The sequence below is a fragment of the Candidatus Dependentiae bacterium genome (genome assembly GCA_026389015.1).
Taxonomy (GTDB): Bacteria; Babelota; Babeliae; order Babelales; family Vermiphilaceae; genus JAPLIR01.
Window position 1 is genome coordinate 20,110 of sequence record JAPLIR010000017.1, and the last position, 26,980, is coordinate 47,089.

The 26,980-nt window shown below is 38.1% G+C and carries 33 protein-coding genes and 2 tRNA genes; 14 read left to right on the forward strand and 21 right to left on the reverse strand.

From position 1 onward, the window contains the following. Positions 1-10: 10 nt before the first annotated feature. The 4 genes from NTX86_02655 to NTX86_02670 all read right to left on the reverse strand — a co-directional run bounded on the left by NTX86_02655 (position 11) and on the right by NTX86_02670 (position 3,928). Positions 11-604, reverse strand: a complete 594-nt coding sequence (locus NTX86_02655; protein MCX5922203.1) for a hypothetical protein — start codon at positions 602-604, stop codon at positions 11-13. Between the two features lie 44 nt (positions 605-648). Further along, positions 649-1,905 (reverse strand): DEAD/DEAH box helicase, encoded by a 1,257-nt coding sequence (locus NTX86_02660; protein ID MCX5922204.1) that lies wholly within the window; start codon positions 1,903-1,905, stop codon positions 649-651. Positions 1,906-2,078: 173 nt separating this feature from the next. Then, positions 2,079-2,678, reverse strand: coding sequence for an ERF family protein (locus NTX86_02665; GenBank protein MCX5922205.1), 600 nt, complete (start codon positions 2,676-2,678; stop codon positions 2,079-2,081). Between the two features lie 188 nt (positions 2,679-2,866). Further along, the gene (locus NTX86_02670) at positions 2,867-3,928 is read right to left on the reverse strand and encodes an Lpg1974 family pore-forming outer membrane protein (protein MCX5922206.1); all 1,062 of its coding nucleotides are present in this window, start codon (positions 3,926-3,928) and stop codon (positions 2,867-2,869) included. Positions 3,929-4,140: 212 nt separating this feature from the next. Here NTX86_02670 and NTX86_02675 point away from each other — a divergent pair, with 212 nt between their 5' ends. From NTX86_02675 to dps, 3 genes are all read left to right on the forward strand, one after another. After that, positions 4,141-4,476 (forward strand): YbjQ family protein, encoded by a 336-nt coding sequence (locus NTX86_02675; protein MCX5922207.1) that lies wholly within the window; start codon positions 4,141-4,143, stop codon positions 4,474-4,476. A 90-nt stretch (positions 4,477-4,566) separates the two neighbouring features. Next, complete coding sequence (locus NTX86_02680) at positions 4,567-5,331, forward strand: DUF1295 domain-containing protein (GenBank protein MCX5922208.1); 765 nt, start codon at positions 4,567-4,569, stop codon at positions 5,329-5,331. A gap of 121 nt (positions 5,332-5,452) precedes the next feature. After that, entirely contained in the window at positions 5,453-5,941 is a 489-nt protein-coding gene (gene dps / locus NTX86_02685; GenBank protein MCX5922209.1) for a DNA starvation/stationary phase protection protein Dps, read from the forward strand. Positions 5,942-6,194: 253 nt separating this feature from the next. Here dps and NTX86_02690 read toward each other — a convergent pair whose 3' ends face one another. The 6 genes from NTX86_02690 to NTX86_02715 all read right to left on the reverse strand — a co-directional run bounded on the left by NTX86_02690 (position 6,195) and on the right by NTX86_02715 (position 9,671). Beyond that, positions 6,195-6,773 (reverse strand): hypothetical protein, encoded by a 579-nt coding sequence (locus NTX86_02690; protein MCX5922210.1) that lies wholly within the window; start codon positions 6,771-6,773, stop codon positions 6,195-6,197. 413 nt (positions 6,774-7,186) lie between these two features. Next, positions 7,187-7,759 carry a hypothetical protein gene (locus NTX86_02695; protein MCX5922211.1) on the reverse strand — a complete coding sequence of 191 codons (573 nt, stop codon included), beginning with the start codon at positions 7,757-7,759 and terminating at the stop codon, positions 7,187-7,189. Further along, complete coding sequence (locus NTX86_02700; protein ID MCX5922212.1) at positions 7,746-8,315, reverse strand: hypothetical protein; 570 nt, start codon at positions 8,313-8,315, stop codon at positions 7,746-7,748. Before NTX86_02700 ends, NTX86_02695 begins: the two co-directional genes overlap by 14 nt. A 71-nt stretch (positions 8,316-8,386) precedes the next feature. Then, positions 8,387-8,614, reverse strand: coding sequence for a hypothetical protein (locus NTX86_02705; GenBank protein MCX5922213.1), 228 nt, complete (start codon positions 8,612-8,614; stop codon positions 8,387-8,389). A 15-nt stretch (positions 8,615-8,629) separates the two neighbouring features. Continuing rightward, positions 8,630-9,331: a hypothetical protein gene (locus NTX86_02710; protein MCX5922214.1), complete on the reverse strand. Its 702-nt coding sequence runs from the start codon at positions 9,329-9,331 to the stop codon at positions 8,630-8,632. Positions 9,332-9,365: 34 nt separating this feature from the next. Further along, complete coding sequence (locus NTX86_02715; protein ID MCX5922215.1) at positions 9,366-9,671, reverse strand: hypothetical protein; 306 nt, start codon at positions 9,669-9,671, stop codon at positions 9,366-9,368. A 651-nt stretch (positions 9,672-10,322) separates the two neighbouring features. On the opposite strand from NTX86_02715, the gene NTX86_02720 reads away from it, so the two are divergent. Beyond that, the gene (locus tag NTX86_02720; protein MCX5922216.1) at positions 10,323-10,526 is read left to right on the forward strand and encodes a hypothetical protein; all 204 of its coding nucleotides are present in this window, start codon (positions 10,323-10,325) and stop codon (positions 10,524-10,526) included. Here NTX86_02720 and NTX86_02725 read toward each other — a convergent pair. From NTX86_02725 to NTX86_02740, 4 genes are all read right to left on the reverse strand, one after another. Beyond that, a complete protein-coding gene (locus NTX86_02725) occupies positions 10,523-11,422 on the reverse strand; it encodes a M48 family metalloprotease (GenBank protein ID MCX5922217.1) in 900 nt (299 codons plus the stop codon). The two genes, NTX86_02720 and NTX86_02725, sit on opposite strands and share 4 nt — an antisense overlap. A gap of 159 nt (positions 11,423-11,581) precedes the next feature. After that, positions 11,582-12,658 (reverse strand): M48 family metalloprotease, encoded by a 1,077-nt coding sequence (locus NTX86_02730; GenBank protein MCX5922218.1) that lies wholly within the window; start codon positions 12,656-12,658, stop codon positions 11,582-11,584. Positions 12,659-12,738: 80 nt separating this feature from the next. Then, on the reverse strand, positions 12,739-13,344 hold the full coding sequence (locus NTX86_02735; GenBank protein ID MCX5922219.1) for a hypothetical protein: 606 nt from the start codon (positions 13,342-13,344) through the stop codon (positions 12,739-12,741). Between the two features lie 18 nt (positions 13,345-13,362). Continuing rightward, positions 13,363-14,754 carry a YncE family protein gene (locus tag NTX86_02740; GenBank protein ID MCX5922220.1) on the reverse strand — a complete coding sequence of 464 codons (1,392 nt, stop codon included), beginning with the start codon at positions 14,752-14,754 and terminating at the stop codon, positions 13,363-13,365. A 189-nt stretch (positions 14,755-14,943) separates the two neighbouring features. Between NTX86_02740 and NTX86_02745 the strand changes: the two genes are divergently transcribed. The 4 genes from NTX86_02745 (at position 14,944) to NTX86_02760 (ending at position 18,365) form a co-directional block, all read left to right on the forward strand. Further along, a complete protein-coding gene (locus tag NTX86_02745; protein ID MCX5922221.1) occupies positions 14,944-15,960 on the forward strand; it encodes a hypothetical protein in 1,017 nt (338 codons plus the stop codon). Positions 15,961-15,970: 10 nt separating this feature from the next. Next, complete coding sequence (locus NTX86_02750; protein MCX5922222.1) at positions 15,971-16,492, forward strand: hypothetical protein; 522 nt, start codon at positions 15,971-15,973, stop codon at positions 16,490-16,492. A gap of 80 nt (positions 16,493-16,572) precedes the next feature. Further along, complete coding sequence (locus tag NTX86_02755; GenBank protein ID MCX5922223.1) at positions 16,573-17,391, forward strand: hypothetical protein; 819 nt, start codon at positions 16,573-16,575, stop codon at positions 17,389-17,391. Positions 17,392-17,405: 14 nt separating this feature from the next. Next, positions 17,406-18,365, forward strand: a complete 960-nt coding sequence (locus NTX86_02760) for a hypothetical protein (GenBank protein MCX5922224.1) — start codon at positions 17,406-17,408, stop codon at positions 18,363-18,365. A gap of 85 nt (positions 18,366-18,450) precedes the next feature. Here NTX86_02760 and NTX86_02765 read toward each other — a convergent pair whose 3' ends face one another. Then, the gene (locus tag NTX86_02765) at positions 18,451-18,666 is read right to left on the reverse strand and encodes a hypothetical protein (GenBank protein MCX5922225.1); all 216 of its coding nucleotides are present in this window, start codon (positions 18,664-18,666) and stop codon (positions 18,451-18,453) included. A 496-nt stretch (positions 18,667-19,162) separates the two neighbouring features. Here NTX86_02765 and NTX86_02770 point away from each other — a divergent pair, with 496 nt between their 5' ends. The 5 genes from NTX86_02770 (at position 19,163) to NTX86_02790 (ending at position 21,728) form a co-directional block, all read left to right on the forward strand. Continuing rightward, entirely contained in the window at positions 19,163-19,471 is a 309-nt protein-coding gene (locus NTX86_02770; protein ID MCX5922226.1) for a hypothetical protein, read from the forward strand. Further along, a complete protein-coding gene (locus NTX86_02775) occupies positions 19,471-20,064 on the forward strand; it encodes a hypothetical protein (GenBank protein MCX5922227.1) in 594 nt (197 codons plus the stop codon). The genes NTX86_02770 and NTX86_02775 overlap by 1 nt, the downstream gene beginning before the upstream one ends. Positions 20,065-20,227: 163 nt before the next feature. Then, positions 20,228-20,368, forward strand: a complete 141-nt coding sequence (locus NTX86_02780) for a hypothetical protein (GenBank protein ID MCX5922228.1) — start codon at positions 20,228-20,230, stop codon at positions 20,366-20,368. 155 nt (positions 20,369-20,523) lie between these two features. Next, the gene (locus tag NTX86_02785; GenBank protein ID MCX5922229.1) at positions 20,524-21,072 is read left to right on the forward strand and encodes a hypothetical protein; all 549 of its coding nucleotides are present in this window, start codon (positions 20,524-20,526) and stop codon (positions 21,070-21,072) included. An 8-nt stretch (positions 21,073-21,080) separates the two neighbouring features. Then, the gene (locus NTX86_02790) at positions 21,081-21,728 is read left to right on the forward strand and encodes a hypothetical protein (protein ID MCX5922230.1); all 648 of its coding nucleotides are present in this window, start codon (positions 21,081-21,083) and stop codon (positions 21,726-21,728) included. A gap of 105 nt (positions 21,729-21,833) precedes the next feature. Here the strand turns inward: NTX86_02790 and NTX86_02795 are convergent, their stop codons facing one another. From NTX86_02795 to mgtE, 5 genes are all read right to left on the reverse strand, one after another. After that, positions 21,834-22,286, reverse strand: a complete 453-nt coding sequence (locus tag NTX86_02795) for a YaiI/YqxD family protein (GenBank protein MCX5922231.1) — start codon at positions 22,284-22,286, stop codon at positions 21,834-21,836. A gap of 281 nt (positions 22,287-22,567) precedes the next feature. Then, positions 22,568-22,813: a GIY-YIG nuclease family protein gene (locus tag NTX86_02800; protein ID MCX5922232.1), complete on the reverse strand. Its 246-nt coding sequence runs from the start codon at positions 22,811-22,813 to the stop codon at positions 22,568-22,570. Positions 22,814-22,999: 186 nt separating this feature from the next. Next, positions 23,000-23,077: transfer RNA gene (locus NTX86_02805), tRNA-Glu, on the reverse strand. A 96-nt stretch (positions 23,078-23,173) separates the two neighbouring features. After that, positions 23,174-23,249: transfer RNA gene (locus NTX86_02810), tRNA-Lys, on the reverse strand. Positions 23,250-23,379: 130 nt separating this feature from the next. After that, positions 23,380-24,744 (reverse strand): magnesium transporter, encoded by a 1,365-nt coding sequence (gene mgtE / locus NTX86_02815; GenBank protein ID MCX5922233.1) that lies wholly within the window; start codon positions 24,742-24,744, stop codon positions 23,380-23,382. 244 nt (positions 24,745-24,988) lie between these two features. Here mgtE and NTX86_02820 point away from each other — a divergent pair, with 244 nt between their 5' ends. Further along, on the forward strand, positions 24,989-25,954 hold the full coding sequence (locus tag NTX86_02820) for an RluA family pseudouridine synthase (GenBank protein ID MCX5922234.1): 966 nt from the start codon (positions 24,989-24,991) through the stop codon (positions 25,952-25,954). A gap of 143 nt (positions 25,955-26,097) precedes the next feature. Here NTX86_02820 and NTX86_02825 read toward each other — a convergent pair whose 3' ends face one another. Next, the gene (locus NTX86_02825; protein ID MCX5922235.1) at positions 26,098-26,973 is read right to left on the reverse strand and encodes a phospholipase D-like domain-containing protein; all 876 of its coding nucleotides are present in this window, start codon (positions 26,971-26,973) and stop codon (positions 26,098-26,100) included. Between the last annotated feature and the right edge of the window lie 7 nt (positions 26,974-26,980).

Genomic DNA, 26,980 nt, shown 5'->3' on the forward strand with positions numbered 1-26,980 from the left:
ATATCCTTCTTTAAAGTTTTTCTACTTCGACAACTTCATGGTCAATCACCTTGACTACTTTAACCAAGGCAAACGATTCGATAATTTCTTGTGTATGTGATTGCGCTAACAATTCTCGTGTCACACCGTTGACCATCAACTGAATTTTGCCCTGACCCGTGGCAGGAATTCGCTGATAAACCGTTCCAACAAGACCGACTGTTTTGTGCACCATAAACACATCGCCCGACCCTTCAAAGAACAATGCTCCTCGAAAAATCAGTGCAACCAAAAACATAACCGCCACACCAGCGGCAAAAGCAATGACGATTGCTGGTAAATAGGACAAGTCAAATTGATGCGTGCAGGCCAAACCGACCCAACCAAACATCATAAAAAACCCAGACATAGAATGTAAGGTGAACAGTTTTAAAGAAGGGACAGTGTGGTAATGAAAATCATCGCCACCTTCATAGGAATGTATATCAGCATCATCTATTTCCATAGCGCCACTGAAAAATACAGTAATCATTCTTAAAGCAAAGAGGGTCGTTCCTAGGATTCCACTGACCCAAAACATCGTATCATTAGAATTTTCTAAGAAATTTAACAACCAGATATCCATAATCAATTCCTTCCTAAAAACGGCCCTCAAGGCTTTTTTATAATCTACTCAATAAAAGTAATCGCTTGGCCAATTTTATTTGCGCGGCCAGTTCTGCCAATTCTATGGATGTAATCTTCATAGGTTTGTGGCAAATCATAGTTAATAACATGCGTTACATCGTCAATATCAATACCACGAGCAACAACGTCGGTAGCCAACAGAATCTTCACTCTGCCGTCTTTGAATACTAACAAAGCTTTTTGGCGTTGAGCTTGAGTCTTGTCACCATGAATTGAAGCGACTTCAAAGCCACGTTCTCTCAAAGCTTTTGCAAGTTTATCAGTTGCTCTCTTGGTTCTTGAGAATATGATAACGCGTTTGAATTCAGGTTTAATTAACAAATTATGTAAAGCTTCAACCTTACCAGCTTGGTCAACCTTAAGAATATCTTGGTTAACGTTTTCAGCTGATTGACGGGTCTTTACGTTTACTGCAACCGGATTGGTTAAGAAGCGATCCATAATTTCTTTGGTATCTTTAGGCAATGTTGCAGAGAAGAATAATGAATGTCGCTTTTTAGGCAATTTACCAACGATATATTTAATATCGTTAATGAAACCCATATCAAGCATGGTATCAACTTCGTCCAACACAATAGCGTTATAGCGACCAAAAGATAAGTGACCGTTTTCTTCTAAGTCTCTTAATCTTCCCGGGGTACCAATAACAAAGGTAGGATTCTTTTTAAGATGTTGAATTTGAAATCCCATATTCAAACCACCAATGCATAATACTGAAGTTTGACCAGTTTTGATCTTGAATGAATCAAGCTCTACTTGGATTTGTGCCGCTAATTCTCTGGTTGGTGTAATAATTAATACACGCTCAGTTTTCTTTGCAATAACATTGCTCACGAGAGGAAGCAAGAAAGCTGCTGTTTTACCCGTACCGGTGTTAGCAGTTGCAAGAATGTCTTTGCCTTCTAAAATCAAAGGAATAGCTTGATCTTGTACTGGGGTAGGCAACAAGTAGCCCTTGGTTGCGATATTCTCTTTAACTTGTTGTTCAAGCAAAAAGTCATTAAAGGTGTTCTTTGGCACGTAAACAGGAGCAACTACTTGCTCTTCAACTTTTTTAATAAACATTGAAGGGTTAAATTTCTTTACCGGCCCTCTGCCGCGACCAGAATCGCTACGTCCTGAGTTTGGTTTGTTGCCACCAGGTCTGGTGTTGCGTCTTTCAAAACTATTTGGCTTACCGTTACTTTTCTTATTTGATCCGCTATTGCCAGATCCACGATCGTTACTTTTATAAAACATACGTCCCTAAATTAATATGGTATCCATTTTGTCTATCATGATCAGTATATAGTAAAAATCCTTATTTGTAGCTTTTTATCTACACAAGAGCAAAATATATTTTAGGAATTATGCATAATAGAAATAATAGTCTTTGAGATAAGGGTAAAGACCAAAAAATAAACGTAGAAATTTTACTTATTTTTCGACTGCTCAACATAGTTCAAAACCTTGTTGAACTCTTTCCAAGGAAGGTCTGCCAGCTTGGCAATCTTAAATCCTGTAAGAATCTTCACCTTCAAGGCATCATCACCATTAATTTTGGCAGCCAACAAAGCATGTTGTTTGTCACTCAAGCCCTGAGGAGACTTTTGGCCCATGTCAGATGCGGCAGCGCCATCATGGTCGGCAGGGTCTTCTTCCGCAAAAATACCCAGCAAGGCCATAGCGTCGTAGCGACGGTGGTAGGTTATTGAACCACCCCATGCTTGGTCGGAACTTGGCAAGTCAATGTTTGGAGTGAGGAGTGATTGGCATGCTATCCATTGCTGGCTTTTTGGATGACGCAGAATAGATTCAAGAGCAAGCTGACCGTTAACAATACGGGAAGCTTGGGTTAAGATAAGCCCATGTTTGGAACACATTTTATGAATAGATTCAAGCACGCATGGCAGCGAAGCATAGGTACCTTTGTGACCCTTACGGTCTTTATTAATCACCACGCCAAATTCGCTATGAGTATCCATTAAAGCAAGCATTAACTGGTCGATGTCTGGTGATTGAAATTCGTTCATAGCGCGTCCAAAAGTACATGAAGGGTTAAAATATAATCATATACTTAACACTATAACAGATGTTTTCACGCAGTCAAAAAATGAAAATACGCCCTGTGTATACGTACATTTTAGTATACACAAGGCGCTTCAATCTGAATCATTGTGCATTGTCGTGCATGCACTATACATAATGTTTACTAGGTATTTTAGAAGCCTACTTCAAGCGTTACATAAGCACCTGAGAGAGCAAAGTTGCTCAAGGTTCTTTGGAATGCCACATTTGATGGACCTTGCCGACGCATGAATCCGCTTGCTATGGCAATAGGCTCATCGGAAATTTCAACTGATTGGATAGCATTGAGATATTCTTGAGCTTGGTATCCGACTGCCACGCGACCCACATAATCGCTACAAAATTCAAATTCATAAGACAAGCCCAACTTACCCAGGAAAGCTGGCACAACCTGTGTCCTTGCGCACACCTTAATGTTTTGTGTAGTTTCTACTTCAGACACTTCCCGTTCGTATTCAGCAGCATCTTTCATGCGGCCTATCAACAGAGCTGATACACCCTTGCCCTCTAGAGTTAATCCTTTATACAGGCAATAACGGGCCTCAATGCCACCTTGTGGGCCTGCGCCAATAAAGCGAGTTGCAATGCTCGTGGAACGCTCAATAGATTGATCTTCCGAAGTAAACACGTGGCATAGATTTTGCTTCAAGCGCATAAAACTCACGCCACCAAATATATTTGCGCACACGTGGTTGCCAATGCTCAACAGTTGGCCATAATCAAGATTCACTTCATCAAAGTGAAAGCGCACTGATGCATGTGCTTTTTTAAAGTCCGAATCGTTATATCCACTTTGGAAAATTGGTGAAACATAATCTTCACCAGAAACATGTCCCTTGGAAGAACTGCGTGCATTGATATGCTCATAGTTCACCATCAGATTGGTATGCTCATTGTGAAATATTGTCTTAAAACCTAGGTCAAACCCAAAATGATAGCTTGGATGTATTTCATCAACTTTTCGGCACGTTGCATTTTCCGATGGCTGAGTTGTTTCTATGGCATAATGCAAGTTGCTCGTGCTCGGCTTTAGAGCCAGCGCACTGCCATATACTTCAAATCTATGAGCAGGACTTGAGGCCAAAACATGCAAAGGATCGGTACAGCCTTTTTTTATTTCGCAGCATCGACCACCAAACATAGTTGCCACAGGCGCAAAAAACGCTGCCACAAGTAATAATTTTTTATTTTGCATACAAAAACTCCTTATATATTGTTCCTCAATAGAGATATACGACATAAAAACGCTACCGCATTGATATTCAAAAATGCAAGAGTATGGGCTAGAAAATACATGACTCAAGAATTTCTTCTCTGGCAAAACAAAAACGTCTTCTTGAAAAACAATGGCGCTATAAAATAGAATAAGAATAAACAATAAAAAACCCAATACTCAAGGAAACTCGCATGGCTATTAACACAAAAATGATCACTACCGGATTTGATTTACCAAACTATCGTGTCATTGAATCATTGGGCGTTGTGCGCGGCATATCGGTACGCTCCCAAAGTATTTTTGGCAGCTTTGGAACATTTTTTCAATTACTTCGTGGTGGCAACATCGCAAGACTGACTTCGCTGTGCGAAAAAACACGCCAAGAAGCTTTTGAAATTTTAATCAAACATGCAGAAACATTAGGCGCAAATAGCATAATAGGCTTAAGACTTGATGCCAATGAAGTCTTGAACGGCGTCACCGAAGTTTTGGCATATGGCACCGCCGTGATTGTAGAAAAAAAATAGAGCCATGAAATAATACTGTAGACAAATTGCCATCAACTTATGATACAGTAAGCCATAAAACCTTATCGAATTTTAAAAAAAGGAAATTTTATGACACTACTTATCATAAGTTGTCTTGTTTTCATACTCATGACCTGCACATTTATTGTCGCCTATATAAAAAAAGATAATACCATTGTGGATACAGCATGGGGCTTGGGCTTTATTGTTGTCGCATGGTCCTCATTCTTGCTCGGCGCTCATCATCAACCGGCTGGCTATTTAGTCAGCGCACTTGTTACCCTCTGGGGCTTGCGCCTTATACTGCACATTAACCTCCGCAATAAAGGCAAAGGCGAAGATCCTCGCTACAAAGCATTTCGCGAAGAATGGGGCGCATGGGCACCGCTACATAGTTTTTTTAAGATATTTATGCTGCAAGGTTTTTTATTGCTCGTCATTGCATTTCAAATAATTACGGTGAACAATGCAACGTTTGCACCACTTACAACACTCACCTTTATCGGTTTACTTGTATGGATTATTGGCTTCTTATTTGAATCAATAGGCGACTATCAACTCTATGCATTCATGAAAAATCCTGCCAACAAAGGACAACTCATGACTTTAGGCCTTTGGCGCTACACGCGTCATCCAAACTATTTTGGTGAAATTACCATGTGGTGGGGAATCTATTTAATGGCATGCACTGCTCCGTATGGAATCATTGCAATCATCAGCCCAATCACTATAACATCGCTACTTCTCTTTGTATCAGGAATCCCAATGACCGAAAAGATGCTAGAAAAACATCCCGCCTTTGCAGCCTATGCACAAAAAACAAGCGTGCTCATTCCATGGTTTCCAAAAAAATAAATACTGAGCACTATTCTTTTTAATTTTGAAAAAGTATTGAAAAACCATCGCATAATATCACACACTAACAAACGATGGCGGGAAAACTACGAGAAGTAAAAAATAGAGGTGGGGGATATTCATGAAATCTATTATGCATACAACTAAAATAAGCATTGCTGAAAAAAATCGCATTGAATTAGTAGCAATACTCAATACATCGTTGGCTTCCACAGCAGATCTTTATGCGCAATTAAAACAAGCGCACTGGAATGTGAAGGGTCCTAACTTTATTGGATTGCATAAACTCTTGGACGAACTTGCCGAACAAATTGAAGAGCACGTTGATATTATTGCAGAACGCATTACCAGCTTGGGTGGAACAGCTTTGGGCACTATTCAGGCGACACATGAAAATACCGAGCTACGCGTTTATCCGACAAATATATTTTCATGGGAAGATCATATTGAGCATTTAACGCATAATATTGCAATCTTAGGCGAACTATCTCGCACGAATATTGAAAAAACAGAAGAGCTCGAAGATATGGCAACCAGCGACTTCTATATCGCCTTAACTCAAGTTCTTGATAAGTCATTATGGTTTTTAGAAGCTCATCGTCAAAAATAATAGTAGTTCTTTATTATTAAAAACTAAACCGGGGACCAAAAACTACATGAATGGTTTCTATCCCCGGTTATTTATATCTTCGTTATCTTATACTTGTTGCGTAGCAATATATTCTTGTGCTGCTTCAATGCGAACCTCATTGCTTATTCTTCCAAATAACGCTCTTTTATTACGAGCCCTAAAAAGGTGCCTACAACATAGGCTGGATAAAGCTCATATGGCCATGGTATAGTGAGCTTGTACTTTAACAGTATTAAATAGTTTCAGTTTCATAACTGGATGTCTCTACTTTTTCTAAGTCCTTTAATTCTTGCTTAATGAGTCTTGTCTCTTGAATGCAGATTTCATATTTTTTAACTAACCTCATTATAAAATCACGCTCAAAAGCGCATCTTATTAAAAAAAATCTTAATGATTCAAATGATTTAACACCCTCTTCTTGATAGACAAGACCCTCACTTAAAATATTTTCAATGTTCTCGTTACTATCGCATTTCTTACAAAAATCGAACAAAAAATCGTTTACAAAACTTCTCGATTCATCAGCTATTCTTTGTTTTTCTTCTTCTGATAATCCGCCAACACCATTTTTTACTTCTAATTCAGCGGTTTTTCTTTTTATAAGTTCTCTAAGAAGATATTGCGAATCATCATGAAACGAACGGAGAATTTCATCTCTTTTGGCAATCATCTCACCAAGATCTGAAAGCTCCCGCTCTTTTTGAAATTCAACGACTTTAAGTTCTTGTATGCGCGCCTTCACATCATTGCCATAACTAGCAATAGCAAAAGGCAATAGAAATACGGTTAAAGATACGCCTTTATAATTCATAAGGTTCCTTTTGAAGTTTAACTATCTTTTAATAGATTTATTTAAAATTTCTTATTCCACCATTTAGACCAAAATTCTAACTCTTCTCTTCGTCTAATAAAATACTTTTGGAGTAGCAAATGCCATGTTATCGTGAGAAGAGATAATGCTATGAGATTATGGGTGAACTGTGTCATTTTTTATCCTTCTTCCATATGTACCGTTGTTTTATATAATAATGTACATAATACAATGGAACACATGATATAAGCCCCATAAAATATGTTTCATACCAGTACCACATATCTATCCTTTATAGTTCAACCAAATAGGTTACATTAAAAAATCGTCTTTCAATTGCAATAGTAAGCAATGTTTTCTAGGTGCACATTGCCATGAAACAGCGCGCACCTAGAATCCCTTAGCAAATAAATTTATTGAGGTGCATACTTAGTAAAATTGTTCATCGTCTTATCAACTCTTTGGCTACCACCAGCGAGAGCTAATCTACAAGCTAGAGATTGACAAGCCATAGGAACACCAACTGGGTTTCTTTCCGATGTTTGATTTTTAGAAAGGCATCTGCCGAACTCGACTTCCGTAACAAAAGCTTCCTTTTTTTTAGCTTCTTCTTCTGCTGCAATCATCTGTGCTAAAGTAGGATGATAAGATCTGTACACTTTATAAGCCACATAAACGCCTACACCAGCTCCTGTCCCAACTGCTACATAAGGTGCAGCAACAATAGCTGCTGCCTTAACCGCAACAGCACCAGATTTTACTGCACCCACAGTTGCTGTTACGCCTTCACCTATTTTCTCTAAAGCTCCCACACCAAAATAATAGCCAAAGCCCGTCGATGCCGTAACAACTGCTGGTAGGTTCTCTTTTACTCCTTCAATAATTGTTGTTGCTGCCACTTCACCCATAGCCTTAATTGCAAAGATATTTGACTGGACAGTAAGAATTAAAAAAGAATATAATAAGATCATTTTAATATATTTCATGTGTTGACCTATTTTTTAATGCAGTTAATTCTCGACTAAATTTAATTAACTCTTCTACGCATGCCTCATACTTGGCTACAAGCTTTTCCAACAACATGTGCTCAAGAATCGCTCTTGTTAATATAAATCGTGCAGATTCAAAGGACGTTGCAGAATCAATATTCTCTTGATCATAGAGCCCTTTTGTAAGCATGCCCTTAATCTCTTGATTGGCCCCTAGAGCGACTACAAACTGTTTTACAAATTCATTCAGTGAAGCCTGCATAATTATACCAACCTGCTCAAATTCTTCTTCTGATAGGTCCTTTCCATGCTTTCTTGCTATTGCATCAGCTTTCTGTCTCTTAATTGTATCCCAAAGAATTCCTATATTTTGCCTAGCACATCGAAGAATCTCATCTCTTTCGGCAATCATTTTACCAAGGTCAGAAATCTCCAACTCTTTTTCAAAATACTTTTGTTCAAGCTCTTTTATACGCGCCTCAACATCATTGCCATAACTAGTTATCGTAACTGGCAATAGAATAAAACTTAATAACATGCCTTTATAATTCATAATGTTCCTTTAACCATATTCACAGAGAGCACCATATAGTGCTCTCTAGAGTAAAAATATACCATCCAATATTAACTCTTAAACCCATCAAAAAACTTACCCTCAAACCAATAGTTAAAAATTGTACTGGCAACCATATATATTAATGCAATTAATATATATAGATGAGCGTTTTCCCATACAAAAGGAATAAACAAATTCCAATTAAAAAAACGGCCAACGAAATAACCAATAATAGAACCAATTATTAATGCCATTAAGTGATAAAATGGAGTTTTTGCATATTTTAATAGCTGCATTCTTATACCTTAGTTTTATGGACAAAATGGACAAAGAGTTCCTGCAGCCCAGGCAGCCATTGATGCTGCCTCAATACCCGCCACTAATCCAACAGTTCCGGCACCAGTTGCTGCTGCTGTTGCTATTGCTGCTCCAGAAGCGGTCGTAGCTATTGCAGTAGCGGTGGCGGATGTTGCAATAGCTCCAGCTACTGCAGTAGCTCCTAAAGTTGAAGTTGCCGTAGCCGTAATTACAGCGCTACCCGCTGCCCCAATAGCTGCCGCCGCTGCTCCACCACCAGTTGCAACTACAGCGGCCGTAATACCTGCTCCTGCTGCTGCTCCAACTCCACCCCAACATAATGATTTAGTAAGCCAATAAAGCACTGCTCCAGTGATAGGCCCGCCACCATTAAGACGACCATTTTCTTTAACAGAAAATTCACCTTCGCTATTTTTATTAAGCGTTAAATACCCATGAGCAAGAATTTTGCTCAGCCTTGCCGTATCAACATTTCTTATATTTTTATCAACTAAATAATTCGGCACTTCTTTATATTGTCCATCTTCGTTGACTTGGAAACTCTCTCCATCATGAAATAGCGAAGCTCTTTTTGCTTCCCCTAATTTCTGCACTGATGCGCCCGAAATTTGAGTCATCATACCAAATGACGAGCTACTTATAAAAATGGCGGATAACATAACGAGATTAAAATATGACTGCTTACTTTTTAACATGATCACACTTTCTTTTAAAATTGATGGATTGCTACTATTTCTTTTCAGTTGCAGATTTTTGCTGAGTAAAATATTTGTAACCCTGATGAGCAGCTACTGCAGCGCCCGCAACAACAAGAGTACTCGGAAATAAACAACAGCCACCCTTTACTATTGCCGTGGTTGTTGGCCAGGCTACATAAGCAACTGTAGCGGCTGCTGACGCCTTACTAATACCACTTGTTGCTTGTTGTTGATTTTTTGCGCCTTCATTCGGCTTATTTGCTGGAAACATAGCATTAGACAAACCATGTGTAGCTAACATCAAAAAAGCAACTGCAACTATATTTCTTTGTACCATTATTGGCATCCTATCATCATTAAAAGTTAATAATTATTTTTCTATTTTTCTCATTGCGTAAAATGCACGGCATCAAAAAACTCTCAATTTATTGGTAAGAGCCCTTTCGAATAATATGTTAATAATATTTACTTGATTTTTTTACTTCACTAAAATTCAACTGTACTCGCGACAAAACATCAGCATGAATGCGACATAAAGACATCCGTCAAAAGTTTTTAATCTGATTTTATACGTAATGAAATTTGTTTAATCTGTTTGTCTTGATTAAGCATTAAATGCGACAAGCCGCCTGAAAAAGATCGTAGAAAAATTGAACGTGTAAAAAAACTATTGTTGCATACCATGAAAGGTGTCCGATCGTACTTAAAGAGTGATGATAACGTGCCCATATTTTCATGATCGCTTAACATACATGAAACTGTAACATCTAAATCTTAGGATGATTCGTGTTAATTTAGTGTTATATCTATACGGCGCCCTTTCACATGGCAAAGACCGAGAAGTCTTATTGAAAAATGAGGAAATCTTATTTTTAATTATTTGCTGCATATCACGATAGTCGACAACTCAGTTAAAGTCAACAAAGATAGACAAAAGAATAAATTCGGTTAGGTTATGCACAAAGAGTTATTTTTACTAAGGAGAGCCATGGCAAATAGTTTACATGAATTAAAGAACGAACAAGATGCAATGCGATTGCAATTATTTGAATTATACAAATCAGGAAACAAGTCTATTTTAGGCACATCAAAAGACATAAAGATTGCCTATACTTCCTTGCGATCTTTCATGCTGGGTAAAAAACTGAGCTACCTTAATTTGTTGAAAATAAAAGAATGGCTCAAAGATTAGACCGTCATTAAATAGTTTGCTCGCGTCGCACCATCTGGATGGCCAGATGCAACTGCCTGTGGAAGATGAGCAAGAAGTCCCATATGTTCTTTTTTGTATTCATTAGATATCTCCTGACAAGCAGCAAAAAATTGTGCTGCTGCATGAATTTCTTCTGCAGTGCTGTAGCGCGCTGCAAACATATCTGCTTTTTTTTCTTCGTAATAGGTAAATAATGCATTTGAACTATAACTCAAACATACGTCAGTCGTACCTCCGGCAAGCATACCAAGCATAATCGCAGCAATAGGGTATGACATAAGCAAACATGCAACACCAATGCCAACAAATGCTACGCATGCTCCAATGACACCGCAGATGATAATCTTTTTTATAGAATAGTTATGATAAATATGACCAAGTTCATGCCTGAAAATAAATCGTTGTGCATCTTCGGTAAGCATCGTATTAATTTTCTTATGAAGTTCTTTTGTATTCTCAGGAAGGGCCGCGACAACGGGCTCTAATAGTTTATACACACTTTTTACCTGGGCATCATGTTCAATGTTTTTCCACATACGCGGATCAATAATTACGGTATTTAATTGGGCCATGGCGATGCCATCGCCAGCATATGCATACCTAATATCAATGGTATCAGGATTTAATCCACAGGCTGAAATCTCCTTATCAAACGCAACTTGATATTGTTGTGATGGATAATAATGCAAACCTCTTGTCTGGCTCTGAGCTCCTGAATAATTTAGATAACCAACATATCCACCCATTGCTAATGAACAAAGAACAATGGCCGTGCGACTACGAAACATAGTTGGATTACCATAAGCCAAAAAAATCAAAGGAATGGAAAGATTAAAGACACCAAGAGCTTGTTGCAGCAACATCGAACTTATCATGAAAATTATCCCTATAAAATTTGTATTGGCCTGCTCTTATTGCATACAGGCTTTGATTAGGTAGCTACAAAGATCAAAAGAAAAACATTAAAGCGTACCATTAACTATCTTTATAAGTAGTTTCGGCCCCCACTTTTTATATTTTCTGAGCTAATATTTTTACGCTGGTTGCCCATCAAGATATTCTTGTGCCGCTTTAATGCGATCCTCATGACTTGGATGTTCGCCTAATGGTGTATTGTAATAAAACCACTTTAAAATATTATTGTTTGCCTTGACTAAGTAGTAACGTACATTTAACTCCAAGCGATCAAACAAAGCTAACTTTGACTTATTTTCTTCTAACTTAATATAAGTCTCTAAAAAATCAGCTTCTTTATTTTGTTCTTTTTGCTGAAGATCTTCACAGAACTCGATCAATCCTTCTCCCTTACCATTTTCTTTATAGGCAAACTCATCAGCTTCTTTTTCAAATCGCTTATTAATAATTAAAGACACTAAGCCCAATGTAGCAAAATTCTTTATTACATTTTTAAAATAATGGATAATATCGATCTTAGCACGGTACATATTGTCAACATGATAACCCAAAATATCGTACCGATTGGGAGCAATATACTCCACTAATTTATGCATTCCTATAGCAATAGGAATTAAAATAGCTAGCTTCTTATTTACATGATTATACTTTATATGTCCTAACTCATGAGCTAAAACAGCCTCTAAAACTTCGTCCGATGTTTCGAGTAATAATTTTTGATTTATAATAATTGCTCCTGTGCTTGTAAAAAGTTTACAAGCACAAGCATTAAAAAAACCACTATCCGTAGTAAGAAAGATGGTTGGTGTCTTCATATCATTCTGCTTACAAATACTGTCTACATATGAATACATTTTCGGCATCGTAACAGGCGTTACTACAATTCCATGCATTAACATAGTAAACATAAAACGCAAAAGTCGTTGAGACCGAGTAAGCTCTTGATAATTTTCGATCGCCGTTTTAATATTTCGTAGATCCGGATGAGCATCTTCATTAAAAATAATTTTGTAATTTAAGCTATTTTTAAATGCTTTGAGCTCCTGTTTATAAACACTGGTTTTTTGTTCTGCCTGAGCAACTCCCATGCAAAAGATAAAAGCTAATAAACACGTCTGACGAATTAAATACATAAATTTTATCCTGAGCAATGAAATAGTTATTTTGTTGTTTCCATCTAAACGCCACTGCTTCAAAACTATTCATCTCAGATTTCACGCTAGAACTATAGCAAATATAACAATATTCGTCGTTATTTGTGTTGCAGTATAAACAATTAAAAACTATACCCAAGCCCGGCGCCAAAAATGGCTCCACTCACGTTAGCCTTTACTGATTGCAATCCCATTAAACAATCACAATCATTGCTGCCCACTTTTACAAAACTATAATCAACGAACAAATCAATCAAAAAATTACAATCCATACGATAATTTGCGCCTACTTTTGCTATCCCACCAAAGCCCCATTTCGATTGATTTGCAAAAACAAAATCAGAACAGTTTTTTGTGCGAACATTCACTGGTTGAAATCCTAAGCCAACATAAAAGTCAACGCGATCATCACACATGCGCTCAAGATACTTTACCCCAAGAGCCAAAGGAATCAATTTCACGGTTGTCTCATCACAAAGCCCAATGGAGTGTCCTTTTTTGTGAAAATAATTAAAGCCGGCAAAAGCATACCATGGGGTATCTTCGCACACTTGCACCGTAAGCTCCGGGCCATACAAAGCACCGCCCTTGCCATAAATATTTTTAAATTCAGAATCAGTCGGCTTGAAGTAAGCACCCTTGAATTCTAAAATAATGTCTCTTGCCTGCAATGAAAAAACAAAAAATAATGAAACTAAAAAAGAACGTATTGTTTTACCTGTCATCATGATTTTACTTCCTACTTTTTAACAATTTTGTGTAACAGTTATTGCAAGTGGCTCTGAAGTGGTGCCAACAGCGTTAGTGCCCACCACATAATATGTATATACCACATTTGGCGATCTATTGTGGTCTAAAAATTGCAGCGGAGCTGTAGCTGGAACAATGGCAACTAATTCAGTTAATGCAGCATCACGATAAATAGAATAACTCACCGGCAATGATGAACCTGTTGCACTCCAGGTTAATTTATTTATCAAATCTCTTTGGAGCAAAAACACATTGTGCGTTTTGCAACCCTGTCCCGTAATTTGAAACGATTGCAATGCTATAACATCAACGGTATTCGATGTGTAATTAGAAACATACGCGTAGTGACCATTGGGAGATATTGCAATTGCATCAGGAGATTGTCCAACTGGTATTATTGGAGGAATTACGGTATTGGTGGCAATATCAATAATATTCACGGTGCCTTGTCCCGCGGTTAAACCAGTGAATGCAGGGGCGCCGTTGGAATACAGCGTATTATAGTTACTCACATAGGCATAGCGGCCATCGGGCGTAATGGCAATGCCCGAAGGCTGTATGGCAAGATCAATCATTTTAATTATTGTATTACTTGTTAAATCAACTACAGCAACGGTTGTGCCTATTGGTGCAAAATTGTTGCTCCCAAAATTAGTGACATAGGCGTACTTGCCATCGGGTGTTATTGCTATAGCAAATGGTCCAGAGAATCCTGATATCGTACCAACTACTGTATTGTTACTCGTTTGTATAATATTGATAAGGCCAGTACCAGGAAGGCCACCACTGTAGGTAATAACATAAACAAGTCCACCATCAGGTGCTATTGCCAATGAAGCAGGAGCAAGATCCACAATAATTGGTGGTCCCACAATAGTATTGGTATTCAAATCAACAACACGTACCGTGTTTCCATGACCACTGCCAAGGATTGGTCCGCCATAATTATTCACATATGCTGTAGTACCATCAGGTGTTATTACCATGCCGGATGGTCCATCAAAACCCCCAATCAAGCCTGTAACGGTATTAGTCGCTATATCTACAATAGAGATTGTCGCGGCATTGCTATTAGCTACATACGCTTTTGTGCCGGCCGCATTAATAGTCACCGTATACGGCTCACTAAAAGTGGTACTCGTAATAGTTTGCTCAAGAAGATTATCCGTGAGATTTAATACACTCACCGTATCCTCACCAGCAATGCCATAATTATTATTGTTTGCAACATAGGCAAAATGATTATTTGGTGTAACAGCAAGCCCAGCAGGTGTGACACCTGTAGTAATTGTCGCAACCACGGTATTAGGCGCAACTGAATACACGTGCGATGACGTTAATAACAATACAAAGCTTAAAAAATAATGCCTCTGAATTTTTTCTATCATTACAATCCTCTCTAGAAAAATAGTATTACAATGCTCATATGCTGAAATACTATCCTAGAGGTTCTCTCCGCATCGTGTCAACAGATCTCCAGAAACCTAATAAGTGTTTGTTTTTTAATACGAGGTATAGTCAAAAACGAATAACCTGATAACATTCAACAAAAAACATGTCCATAAAAAAGGATACGTATGTTACTCATGAAGCGCTACTCGAGCATGCTCTTGCTGGGAGTTTATTTGCAAAGTCTGGCCACCGTTGACCCAGCTGAAAATAGAGCCCTACGCAATATTAGACAAATCACCAACCCATCAATGGGTTTTGAAAAAGCTGGAGAATCATATTTTTCTCCCGATGGTAAAACGCTTATCTTTCAAGCCGTACCAACGGGTGAAAAACAGTACCAAATTTATTCAATTGATATCGAACAAGGCGCACCACACTTGGTGAGCACGGGCCGCGGCGCCTGCACCTGCGCATTCTTTAGACCTGATGGGCAGAAAATAATTTTTGCTTCCAGCCACGATGCTCCTGCTATGGATGATGAAGCTATGCAGACAGTGCCAGGATATCAACGCGACACTAAAAACTATGTGTGGGAATTTACACCCTACATGAATATTTACCAAGCCAATCCGGACGGCACGGACTTAGTGCCCTTAACCAGTGGGCCTGCGTATTGTGCAGAATGCGCTTATTCGCCCAATGGCAAGCGCATCGTGTATGCAAGCAACGCTTGCGGGTCTATGAATCTTTATACTATGAATGCCGACGGCTCAAACGTGCAGCAAATTACCCACACAACCTCTATCTATAATGGTGGTCCATTTTTTTCACCTGACGGCAATTCAATCGTCTACCGAACCGATCCGGAAAAAAAAGATTACTTACAAATTTACGCTATCTCCCTCAATGACGGCCACACACAACAACTGACTATGAACGGCGCGGTGAACTGGGCGCCATTTTGGCATCCGAATGGTAATATAATAGCTTTCACCACCTCACTGCATGGCCACCATCAATATGAAATTTATTTATTAAATATTCACACACAAACTTTGTATCGACTCACGTACCATACAAGCTTTGATGGGTTGCCCAGTTTTAATAAAGATGGTACTCAAATCACCTGGACTTCCAAAAGAGGTCCGGACCAAACGTGCCAAATTTTTGTAGCTGATTTTGTTATGCCAGAAAATTTTTAAAGGATACTTTATGAAACTATTTCGTGCGCGAAAACACACACAGATTAAAATGAAAGATCGGAGACTTTTGTCGGAGATCTTTCAGGGCAAAAGAATAGTATTAATTACGCTCATCGTTACGCGCTGCCTTGGCTCAGACAACCAAACAGATCTCCTAACGCCGGTACTCGTTGATAAGCCACTTCCTTTTAGCATTTGCGTGAAGCCTTCGAGTATTACCATACCTGGAGGGATACAATCATCTGCAGCAGGACAATGTGAGTCTGAAATTCTTTTGATAGCCGGACGTACCAATGGACTGCATAATTTTAACAACGACAATAACAACTTCCCACCGAGTCAGCAAAACACTACCATATTTGTTGTAAACATGCATACAAAAAAAGTGAGTTCTCAACAGCTCCACAGTACTATCAATCTGATGAAACACTATATATTACCGGTGGTTATGGCGTTGATACAGCTACCGGAAATTTTTCCACTAAAGATACTCTCACGGCCATTGATGTTCCCGGCCTTATGCATTGGGTAAAGCACCCCAATTGCCCCTCGCATGCATCAAAGTATATTCGTCAAATTTCAAATCCTGTTTTTCAAGTAACAGGAGGCGCGATGTATCAAGTAGGCAAAAATCCAACACTGCTTATATTTGGCCAAAATTTTGCAGGTTTTTATAATGGTTCTTCAAATGGCGATTACACACAACAAGTGCGTAGATTTCGTATCGTTGATAATGGTGACTATCTTGGCGTAATTGTGTATCCAGCTACACCACCAAACCCAAATTATCGTCGCAGAGATTTAAATGTTGTCCCTATCGTACAATATAATAAAGATGACAAAAAAGTTCCTGGCTTTGTAGCCCTTTCAGGAGTTTTTACTCTCAATACAGGCATTTGGACCGTGCCCGTTGAGATTACCACTAACGGACAACCTTCAATGGCTGACCCTACCCTATCGGCAACCTTCAAACAAGGAATGAATAATTACGCATGCCCTCATGCTGAACTGTTATCAAAACATGGCAATATGTACACGATATTATTCGGCGGCATTACCTTCGGATTTTTCCAAAATAAAACATTTCAAACCGATTCTGAAATTCCATTTACTAATCAAATGACGATAGTTAAACGAAATCGTTGCGGCTTATATGAACAATATTTACTACCTACCCAATACCCGGTAATTCTTTCAAAAGCATCAAATCCCAATAACCAGCTGCTGTTTGGAGCTGGCGGCATATTCATTCGCGCATGTGATATTCCTACAACCTGCAATAAAGTGATAAACTTAAAAAAAATTAAAAAGCCCACAGTGATTGGTTACATACTCGGCGGCATTCAAAGCACCTTACCTAACACCAATACATCTTCAGACTCGGCTGCATCACCCTATATTTTTAAGGTTATACTCACGCCACATTGCTAGATAAGAGAGAAAAAATGAATACATTAAAATTAATACTACGCTCACTTAATGTAATTGCCTTACTAACCCTTGAATTGTATCCGATTACCTTAACGCCTCCACCAAGCCCACGTGAATGGTTTCAAGCTGCAGACAATAACCAAAAATTGTCGAGCTTTCCTTATATAACGGGCGACACTTTGCGGACACTTGCTTCGTGTTGCATCGATGAATTAAGAATTCCGTTTAATACCAATGACATACATGACGGCGACATTATTTTTGTACGATCAAATTTAATCCCCTATTTTTTTGATGTAGTTCATCCGCTGCTCCAAGCACACTACATTTTGATTTCTCATAATGAAGACAGCCCTGCCATACGTAATTATGAAAACTTTCTTGATGACGAAAAACTCATTGCATGGTTTGCCATGAACGTAGAGATTACTCATCGACATCCCAAATTGCATTTGATTCCCATTGGGATTGCTAACTCCTACTGGCCCTTTGGCAACGTAGAAATATTAGACGAGGTAACAAAAAAATTGCCCAACATCCAAAAACAACATCTGCTGTATATAAATTTTTATTTAGAGGATACACGAGCTTCCCGAATACCGATCTATAAACTGTTTCTTAATAAACCATGGGCATACAGACGATATGGCAGACCTTGGAATGAATACTTAGAAGATCTTGTATCATCGCTGTTCGTTCTCAGCCCCCATGGCAATGGATTAGATTGCTACAGAACATGGGAAGCACTTCTTATGGGAAGCATCCCCGTCGTCAAAACATCATCGTTGGATCCATTATATGATGATCTGCCGGTTGTTATTGTGCAAGAATGGGAAGAAGTAACTGAAGAATTTTTAGTGCAAAAATATCGCGAGATAAGTACTAGAGACTTTAAGATGCAAAAAATATATGCGCAGCATTGGCTGTATTTAATAAAAGAGTGCCAGAAAAACTTCTTACATGCTACGCGTTAAATTTTTTTGACACTTAGAAGTAACGAGTAAAAACCCAGAAGAGCGATAGTCCAAACTGCTTAAAACAAAAAACCCGATTTCACAATCAAATCTCTTTGACGCCTTGCAACCAATCTTTAATTTTCAATAAATTAAGAGAATGCAATTTCTTACCCAACATAAAACTTCGTAGTGACGTATATGGAATATTAATGTCTTTAGAAGTTTTTAGAATAGATTTACTTCTCAATTTGTACAACTCAAATAATTGTAATCGTATTGCATCTTGTTCATTCTTTAATTCATGTAAAGACGTTATCATGGCTCTCCTTAGTTAAAACCTATTTGTGCATAACTTAACCTTTTTTTTTATTTTGTCTATTTTATACAGTATTAACTGAGTTATTGACTTTAGCGTATTTATCTAATATCGTAAGAAACAGTAAGTAGTTTCTCTAAAAAATTTTGCACATATAAAGGCAGTTTATGTACAAGTCTTCTCGCCAAATTCTTTCTCCAAATCTTCATTTATTTATAATAATTTCAGGCAACGCGCTCACAAGTTAATTGAACCAATAGACTCTGTCTCGCTCGTTTTTTGCGCGCATTCAAATAAAGAAAATATGTCTAATTTTTTGTTACTCATTCCAGCTACCAAAGACCATAGATTGGATTAACATCTCAAGCCAAATTTGAGAAATGAAAGGACAAGCATGTAAAATCCTCCGATAAACTTAAAATTATAAACTAAAGGGGATAGCAATTAGCAAAAAATATTCAAAAAAAATCCTTATATTTAACCACAGAAAGAATCCATCATGTTGCAACGTAAGCAGTTGTTTTTCAGCTTATTTTTCCTCACAGCATTCGTAGAAACAAGTTCATTTGCAATGGACAATAATCAAGACAATAATAAAGCTTCTTTGTTAAGAAAAGCAGCCAGTGTTGGTATTGGTTTCGGTGTAGCAAAAGTAGTACTGGCATATACGGCGCCATATATCGGATTGGCGCATGCTGTTACCGCAGCAGGTATTTCTGGCTATCATACTTATAAATCTGTATCGACGCCTCTTAAAGATACCGCTACAAAAACTCCAGCTCCTTCAGAAGAAAAGAAGGATAAATAATGATATTTAAAAAAGCATCAGTAATTCTCTCAATGTTACTCATTTCTTCACAATCATTTGGTATGAATCAATTAACACAACATAAGTTTTCTGAGCTAGATAATCTTGATTTATCAGAAGCTACCTTTTGTATTCCTCAAGAAAGAATGACCTCAACAAGTTGCAATAAACAACTTCTCTATAACAAAGAAGGCTTTCTTGTTGCTGACGGAGAGGAAGTAATACCGGTTAATTCTTATGATACCGATAAACTTTTACGCGGTCGCAAGATTAACGATATCATTAAATATGGCACAGTAGGAAAATTCAAACTAAGCCAATATGATAATGGTGAATATAAAGTAGACGCGGTTGTCGAGCTAAAAGGCGGCGGCATTGGTGGCGCATGGGTTGGATCCACTATTGGTTATGGTCTAGTTACGTTTCTAGGTCATGGAACGATTCAATTAATAGCTGTGTGTACAGGACCTGTTTTTTATACAGCTACTGCTGGAACACTCCACAAAATGATGGCAATACCAATTCATAAAGCTGCTACTGCTGCCGGAATAGCGGGTGGCATAGCTCTTGGCGTAGCAACAGGCCCTGCATAATATGAGAACATGGTTTTTTTATTTTTATTGGTATGAACTAGTTATAGGTGTCTTGTTTACCTGGCTTATACTGTATTATATGAAATGGTATGTTCTAAACGGCGAAGATGAATTCGTCATTATTTCTCGATACTTAAGAAAACGTTTTTTTAAGGAAAAATAAATGCCTATGTTTCTACATACTGTGCTTGGTTGGCTCATTTTAATCATTTTATGGCATATATGGATAAAGCATCATTTTTATACTCAAAAAAACCTCGAAGATATTGAAGATGAGGTTAATGAATGGATTGATAAAATCTAGTCCATTAAGTTACCGCTTTCTCTATTGATCATTAGATTAAGCGTTGAAATAAATGGTGGTCCTTATGTCCTACCATTTATTTCAACGCTTAATATTGGAAGAAGAAATTTAAATCAGAAACAATTATATATCGATAGTTATTCAGAAGGAATATCATGAATTATAAAAGCATATTTTTTAGCATAGCGCTATTACCCTTTACTCTTTCTAGTTATGGAAACAATGTCGCTCGAATACTAGAACTTAAAGAGATGAGGTTTCAAAAAAGGCTTGAGATTGCCGATATTAGTAAAAGAATAAGCGAAAGTGAAACTATTATTAATTCATCAGGATCTCTCTATCAAGAATTATTTGAGTCAGTTCTTGAAAGAGAAAAAGAATTATTTAAACAAAAAAACGACATAAAAAAACTAGACGAAAAAGACGTTGAATTAATTACTAAAGAAATTAACGCTTCTAACGATTCTTTTTTAAAATTATTCGAACAATCTATTGAACAAAATAAGAATATTAAACAGATTCTGATAAAAGGTTTTTTTGATGAAGAAAATCCTAATGAATTTGGTTCATTTCAATCCCTGCGATTTTTATTTGTAAAAGTTATTTTAGAAAGACAATTCATTGAAGAGCTTGTTGCAAGATATGAAGACAAGATCCAAGAGCTTATTAATATTAATCAAGAATTAGAAAAATTACAGCAATAGGAAATATTATGAATTACAATAAAAACATTATGATACGCACGCTTTTGATAAGCATGACACTAACAACAAATTTCCTACAAGCTTCTTTGTATGATACAATTAGGAATTGGTTTTCAGCCCCTAAACCTATGCTTGTAGCCAGTGTAGAAAAAGCGAATGAAGTATTGACAACTCACTTACCTGCTACTAATGAATTATCATCAAATTTTGGATCGAGATTTGGCTATGAAACCGTTGCACTTATTGGTTCTGGTTTAGCAGCTACAGGGGCAAAAGTAAAAGCAGCATGCATAACTGTGGGTGGCACTGCAAAGGCAGGGGCATTGTATGTTGCTGCTGCACCTGCAACTCCTTATATTGTCGGCGGCGTAGTGGGTACTTTGGGTACTTATGGAACATATAAAGCTTATAAATACATTAGCCAAAAGCCAACTTCAGAACAGGAGATTGCAGCAGAAAAAATGTATAAAGAAAAAGAAGCCCTTGTTGCAGAGAGAGAATTTGGTCATTGTCTTTCAAATAATTATACATCCGCAAGGAATTCTCTCGGTGTTCCACTTGTCTGTCAATCGGCGGTATGCAGATTTGCTGTAGCTGCTGGCAGTCAAAAAGTTGAAGAAAAACTAAGCGCCTTTAATAAATACGCTCCTCAATAAGCAGTTCCGAGAAGAAATCAGCGATATCGATACTCGATTAAGCCAGGAGGTCTCTAGCCTGGCTTATGATTTATTTAAAAGTTCGGAACATTACTTTTTTGATGTCTAAGAACGTCTTTTTATTGTCTGAATCATCTCTTCCAATGACTGTAAAAAACAAGAGCGATCCTGCTTTGAAAAAGTAGCGTTATAACTTGAAGCTACGCTTGTTTCACGTAAATGAGCACGTAAATCACGCATTGCTTTTGCAACACCTATAGTATCATTATTAAAAATTCTACCCGTTGGGCTCAGAACGTTTACACACTTTTTCAAGCACCGCTCTGCCAGTAATATATCGAAGGTAACCACAATATCACCAGTCTCTATATGTTCTTCAATCCAATTATCTGCAGCATCTAGATCAGACTCAACCCGTATTTTGTGCACGTTTTTATCAACTATCATATTAAGGCGACTATTACTTACTAAATAAACCTGCAGGTTATGCCGCATAGCCACCCGAAAAATTTCTTCCTTTACAGGACAAGCATCAGCGTCTACGTAGATATTTAACATTCACAACCTTTCAGTATGAATAGACAACCTTATAATTTTTATAGCCAGTTTCAGTCCGTATGTTACCAATTTTTAATGAGTAGATACACGTAATACATGTTAAAGACTACCCTACTACGCATCTGCTTACGCAGCTAGCTACGAAGGGCATACTTTGCTTTGTTCTATCAATATTTATTTTAATGTTTAGTTTATTAAAAATGAGCAACAAAAAAGCATCGTTAAATAAACGATGCTTTTTTAGTATCTTAAAGGACTTGATAGGGAATGCTAGCTCACGTCTACCATAATCTTTTCTTAGCAAATGCCCTACCTGATTGAGACTTCAAATAGTGTTCAAATTGTTTTGCTCTATCCATATCTTTAAACATCATACAAATGACTAACTCCCAAGGCCTATCTTTCCTTGTATGAATAGACCCACCTGAGTTGTGTGTTTCCAACCGTTCCTCAATATTAGTTGTATAACCAACATAAAAAGTTTCTGGAATATTAATAGAACGTATCATGTAAACATAGAAAAACATAAGTGGAATTTTCTTAAAAAAAACTGGAATGAAGAATATCAACTTCTTATTGGGGCCGGTCCGTCTTCGTTCCTCGTAAACTCGGAACTACTTCGGACAGTCTCCGCAACTAACATTTAAAGTAATTTTTTCTTCCATAAGTAATGGCGGAAGCCAGACGAAGCTCTGCGAAGCAGAAGCGAAGACTGGCGTCCCTGAGGGGATTCGAACCCCTGTTTTCGCCGTGAAAGGGCGACGTCCTAGACCGGGCTAGACGACAGGGACATGAATTTCAAAATGATTAAACTGCCAACTCATTAGAAAAGATGGCGTCAGCCAGACGTAGCTTGCCGAGTCAGAAGACCCGGATAAGCGAAGATCTGGTGAGCCGCGTTGGATTCGAACCAACGACCCACAGCTTAAAAGGCTGTTGCTCTACCGACTGAGCTAGCGGCTCGGTATATCAATAAATGATTTCTTCAAAATAAATAAGAATATAATAAAGAAATTACCCTATAAAAACTATATCTCTAGCGGGTTTTTGTCAAGAAATTACTATAAATTCTCAATAAAAACCTTTTAATGAGCTAAAAAGCTTTTAAAATGAGTGTCGTAATGTAGCAATAAATCATAACGCCCACAATATCCATGATCGTTGCCAAAAAAGGTCCGGCAAAAAAAACAGGGTCAACATGAAAGCGACGCAAGGCAAAGGGAATACAGCTACCAAGGGTTACTGACATCACCACGATAACACCAAGAGACAATCCAACGGCAAGACTCTGTAAAACATTGTGCGAAGAATAATAAATACGTATAAAGGCAACGATGCTTAATACTAACGCCAACATGCAGGCCATCAGAAACTCACGACGCAAAAACTTGTACATGTTTGACCCTCTAATGTCACCCGAGGCCATACCTTGAATAGCCATTGCAGAGGTCTGGCTACTGGTGTAACCACCCGCACTCGTAAGCATCGGTATAAAGGATATTAAAAAACACCCTAAAATATCTTCGTATGAACGTATAATGGTGCCCGAAAGAGATTCAAACAAAAGTAACGGAATCAGAATATAGCTCCGTTGAAATAACATCTTAAAAAATGAGGTTTCAAAGTATGGATATTTCAATGGGGTCAATGCCGCCATTTTTTGCACGTCTTCGCTCGCTTCCTCTACCAAGACATCTACCAAGGTCTCACTTGAAATGACGCCCAAAAAGTGATTTCCTTTGCCCACAACAGGGATGGTCATCAAGCTGTAGTGTACCATGTATTTTGCTACCGTTTCTCGATCTTCTTCCGCTTGCGCAACATATTCGTTTTCTTGCATAAAAGATGAAATTAAGCTCTGTGATTGATGAAGCACCAAATCTTCTAATTTAATGTGGCCAACCAAGCGATGTCCCGTATCAGTAACATAAATTTGCTGGTGAATATCGCGACTTGGACTTAATCGCTGCAAAATTTTAATGCTCTTTTCGACCGTAAAATCTTTAACAAGCGTAATGACTTCAATATCCATGATGCCACCAGCAGTCTCTGGATGGAATTTAAGCAATGATAGTACTTTTTCCCGTGCTTTTTTGTGGAGCAATTTATGATAATGCCTGAAATCCTGATCGCTTAGTAATTCTAGCAAGTCAGTTACTCTATCAACCGGCATGTCGTTCAATAAATCAATTTTATCTTGCTCAGACAAAAACGATAAACTTTCTGCCTGAAATCCATCGGAAAAATTTTCAAAAACTTCCAACTTCAAATCCTTGGGCAAAGCCAAAAATAATGCCTGGAAATCATCATGACTAATATCAGCGAAGAAATCTGCAATATCTGCAGGGTGAATTTTTAAAAGTTCTTGCCAAAGATGAACTCCCCAATCGGAATCCTGTTCTATCACGGCCTTAATATTATCTTGAATCTCTTTTAAAATTTGTCGTACATTCATCATGGTTCCCTAAGGTTAGGGGGGTAGGCAAAATCATCGAGCCACCCTCGCACAGATATTAGTCTTATTTTCTCATAAAAACTGAGGTTGCCCTCGACAGATAATGCTATTTTATCTTCAGGGTAAACGATTATACCACCGTTGTCCATTTGACTTTAATTTCAAATGTTTTTACCCTTATAATAAGCGTTTTTAGGTCTATAGAAGCCATTTTTATACGCTCAAAAACCCCTATAAGGATCCCCTCATGGAAAAACATCAGGCAATAGCCCCCAACAGTATCTTTTCGTTCACGGTCACAGACCAAGAACAGGCCATGCGTCTTGACAAGTATCTCGCGCAACAATTGCCTGGGTATTCACGGAGCTTTTTTCAAAACCTGATTGACGATAATCTTGTGTCCATTAATGGCAAGCCCATCAAAAAAACTGGCGTACTGCTCAAAACCAATGACCTGGTAGTCGTGCAGTTCCCTCCCGTAAAAACCATAGAACAAATCGAAAAACCCGACACACCACTTACTGTCACTGTTATCTTTGAACATGAACAGTTTCTTATCATTGATAAGCCCGCAGGCCTGATGGTCCACGAGCCCCATACTGCAAGCACGGTGTTCACCTTAGTAGATTGGCTCCTTGCGCATCATAAAGAAATTTCGGCCATTGGCGACGCAGGAAGACCCGGCATTGTGCACCGTCTTGATAAGGACACTTCTGGTATTATTATTATTCCACGCACAAGCTATGCCCATGCAACTCTTGGTGCTATGTTTGCACAACGAACAATTCATAAGACGTATCTTGCGCTCGTACAAGGTCACCCAGAAAAAACGGGGACGGTAGATCTGCCCATTGGTCGGTGCACGAGAACAAAAACAAAAATGGCAACCTTTGACCCTTCAATCTACAGCAGTGCAAAAAGACGCAATGCTTTGACCAATTATACCGTACTTGAATATTTTGAGGACAGCTCGCTTGTAGAAGTCAAACCAGTCACCGGCCGCACGCATCAAATCCGCGTGCATCTTGCTGCTATTGGCCATCCCATTATTGGCGATACCGTCTACGGAAAACCGTCACTTGCTATCAATCGACAATCATTGCACGCTCATGCAATTTCATTTGTTCTAGATGGGCAATCGTACCAATTCACTGCACCAATCCCCAATGACCTAGCAACAGTGCTGGCATTGTTACGTAAAAAAACATCGTAACAAAAATTACTTGCCTTTTAAAGAAAAGCAGAATAGCATAGTGGCGAGCCAAGAAGGAATTGTAGTAATGAAGCTTTGAAACTTTTTCGCGTTATGCGTGATATTTTATATCCCGTAAAACTGTTCTTGGACACACAAATCTATCAAGCGCGCGCTTCTTCCATATCCTCAAATACTGTTCCACGTTTGCTCAAACTAATCACCGAACTTACTGCCAATTCAGGCTGCTGTTGTTTTGCTTTACGTACTTTTTTGGGCTGATGAGATCGCTCTTTAAGCACCTCAAATTGACGTGCATATTTCTGTATCACCTGCGCATCATCAAGCACAATAACATTCTCCTGATTTTGGCTATGCGCTGATTTGGTAATGTTAAATGACCCTGTCCACACAATTGATTTGTTTAATAAGTTTCTACCAAATATAAGAAATTTATTATGCATAATACTGGCGCTAAAACTTTTTTTGTTATTTTTTTTGTAATCAGGATCATACACAAAAACATTAAACCCTTGTTCTTGTAATAGGGGGATTTTTCCAAATCGACCTGTTACGCATCCCGCATCAGCAATGATATCTATGGCAATGCCGCGATTTTTTGCAGCTATTAATGCTTCTGCCACATCGCCATCGGTAAAAGTAAAAGTGGCAATCCTAATTGATTCTTGTTCCTGTTCAATCAAATGCAGTAATGCTTTTTGCACACTATCGTCAGGAGAAAAAAACACCTGCTTTATGCAACCATCACAAATAAAATTAAAGGGCGTATCGGATGCTACTGGTTCTGGTTTCTTTCGCGTTTCCTTGGTTGATGCATCGGGAGAATACCCGACAATGAAATGCGTTTTTCCAAAATTGAGTGGCACATCTAATTCAAAAGAGAAGAGTAATGGTTCTGATTTTTTTGGAGATTTAGCGTTTGAAGATTTGGCATTGCGAGTTTGCGAGGTTGCTGACGCTGTGAGCATAAGCAAGCTCAAGACATGATATAACATTAAAAATTTATTTTTTTTGCTCATTATGCTT

Coding starts and splice junctions, on each gene's coding strand:
- NTX86_02775 (MCX5922227.1), top strand. CDS start 19,471: ATGATATTTAAAAAAGCATCAGTAATTCTCTCAATGTTACTCATTTCT.
- NTX86_02715 (MCX5922215.1), bottom strand. CDS start 9,671: ATGGTACAAAGAAATATAGTTGCAGTTGCTTTTTTGATGTTAGCTACA.
- NTX86_02675 (MCX5922207.1), top strand. CDS start 4,141: ATGGCTATTAACACAAAAATGATCACTACCGGATTTGATTTACCAAAC.
- NTX86_02705 (MCX5922213.1), bottom strand. CDS start 8,614: ATGCAGCTATTAAAATATGCAAAAACTCCATTTTATCACTTAATGGCA.
- NTX86_02690 (MCX5922210.1), bottom strand. CDS start 6,773: ATGAATTATAAAGGCGTATCTTTAACCGTATTTCTATTGCCTTTTGCT.
- NTX86_02700 (MCX5922212.1), bottom strand. CDS start 8,315: ATGAATTATAAAGGCATGTTATTAAGTTTTATTCTATTGCCAGTTACG.
- NTX86_02670 (MCX5922206.1), bottom strand. CDS start 3,928: ATGCAAAATAAAAAATTATTACTTGTGGCAGCGTTTTTTGCGCCTGTG.
- NTX86_02665 (MCX5922205.1), bottom strand. CDS start 2,678: ATGAACGAATTTCAATCACCAGACATCGACCAGTTAATGCTTGCTTTA.
- NTX86_02770 (MCX5922226.1), top strand. CDS start 19,163: ATGTTGCAACGTAAGCAGTTGTTTTTCAGCTTATTTTTCCTCACAGCA.
- NTX86_02655 (MCX5922203.1), bottom strand. CDS start 604: ATGGATATCTGGTTGTTAAATTTCTTAGAAAATTCTAATGATACGATG.
- NTX86_02695 (MCX5922211.1), bottom strand. CDS start 7,759: ATGAAATATATTAAAATGATCTTATTATATTCTTTTTTAATTCTTACT.
- NTX86_02795 (MCX5922231.1), bottom strand. CDS start 22,286: ATGTTAAATATCTACGTAGACGCTGATGCTTGTCCTGTAAAGGAAGAA.
- NTX86_02745 (MCX5922221.1), top strand. CDS start 14,944: ATGTTACTCATGAAGCGCTACTCGAGCATGCTCTTGCTGGGAGTTTAT.
- NTX86_02780 (MCX5922228.1), top strand. CDS start 20,228: ATGCCTATGTTTCTACATACTGTGCTTGGTTGGCTCATTTTAATCATT.
- NTX86_02825 (MCX5922235.1), bottom strand. CDS start 26,973: ATGAGCAAAAAAAATAAATTTTTAATGTTATATCATGTCTTGAGCTTG.
- NTX86_02725 (MCX5922217.1), bottom strand. CDS start 11,422: ATGATAAGTTCGATGTTGCTGCAACAAGCTCTTGGTGTCTTTAATCTT.
- NTX86_02755 (MCX5922223.1), top strand. CDS start 16,573: ATGTATCAAGTAGGCAAAAATCCAACACTGCTTATATTTGGCCAAAAT.
- NTX86_02785 (MCX5922229.1), top strand. CDS start 20,524: ATGAATTATAAAAGCATATTTTTTAGCATAGCGCTATTACCCTTTACT.
- NTX86_02790 (MCX5922230.1), top strand. CDS start 21,081: ATGAATTACAATAAAAACATTATGATACGCACGCTTTTGATAAGCATG.
- NTX86_02765 (MCX5922225.1), bottom strand. CDS start 18,666: ATGATAACGTCTTTACATGAATTAAAGAATGAACAAGATGCAATACGA.
- NTX86_02710 (MCX5922214.1), bottom strand. CDS start 9,331: ATGTTAAAAAGTAAGCAGTCATATTTTAATCTCGTTATGTTATCCGCC.
- NTX86_02760 (MCX5922224.1), top strand. CDS start 17,406: ATGAATACATTAAAATTAATACTACGCTCACTTAATGTAATTGCCTTA.
- NTX86_02660 (MCX5922204.1), bottom strand. CDS start 1,905: ATGTTTTATAAAAGTAACGATCGTGGATCTGGCAATAGCGGATCAAAT.
- NTX86_02820 (MCX5922234.1), top strand. CDS start 24,989: ATGGAAAAACATCAGGCAATAGCCCCCAACAGTATCTTTTCGTTCACG.
- dps (MCX5922209.1), top strand. CDS start 5,453: ATGAAATCTATTATGCATACAACTAAAATAAGCATTGCTGAAAAAAAT.
- NTX86_02720 (MCX5922216.1), top strand. CDS start 10,323: ATGGCAAATAGTTTACATGAATTAAAGAACGAACAAGATGCAATGCGA.
- NTX86_02800 (MCX5922232.1), bottom strand. CDS start 22,813: ATGTTTTTCTATGTTTACATGATACGTTCTATTAATATTCCAGAAACT.
- NTX86_02750 (MCX5922222.1), top strand. CDS start 15,971: ATGAAACTATTTCGTGCGCGAAAACACACACAGATTAAAATGAAAGAT.
- NTX86_02680 (MCX5922208.1), top strand. CDS start 4,567: ATGACACTACTTATCATAAGTTGTCTTGTTTTCATACTCATGACCTGC.
- mgtE (MCX5922233.1), bottom strand. CDS start 24,744: ATGATGAATGTACGACAAATTTTAAAAGAGATTCAAGATAATATTAAG.
- NTX86_02740 (MCX5922220.1), bottom strand. CDS start 14,754: ATGATAGAAAAAATTCAGAGGCATTATTTTTTAAGCTTTGTATTGTTA.
- NTX86_02735 (MCX5922219.1), bottom strand. CDS start 13,344: ATGATGACAGGTAAAACAATACGTTCTTTTTTAGTTTCATTATTTTTT.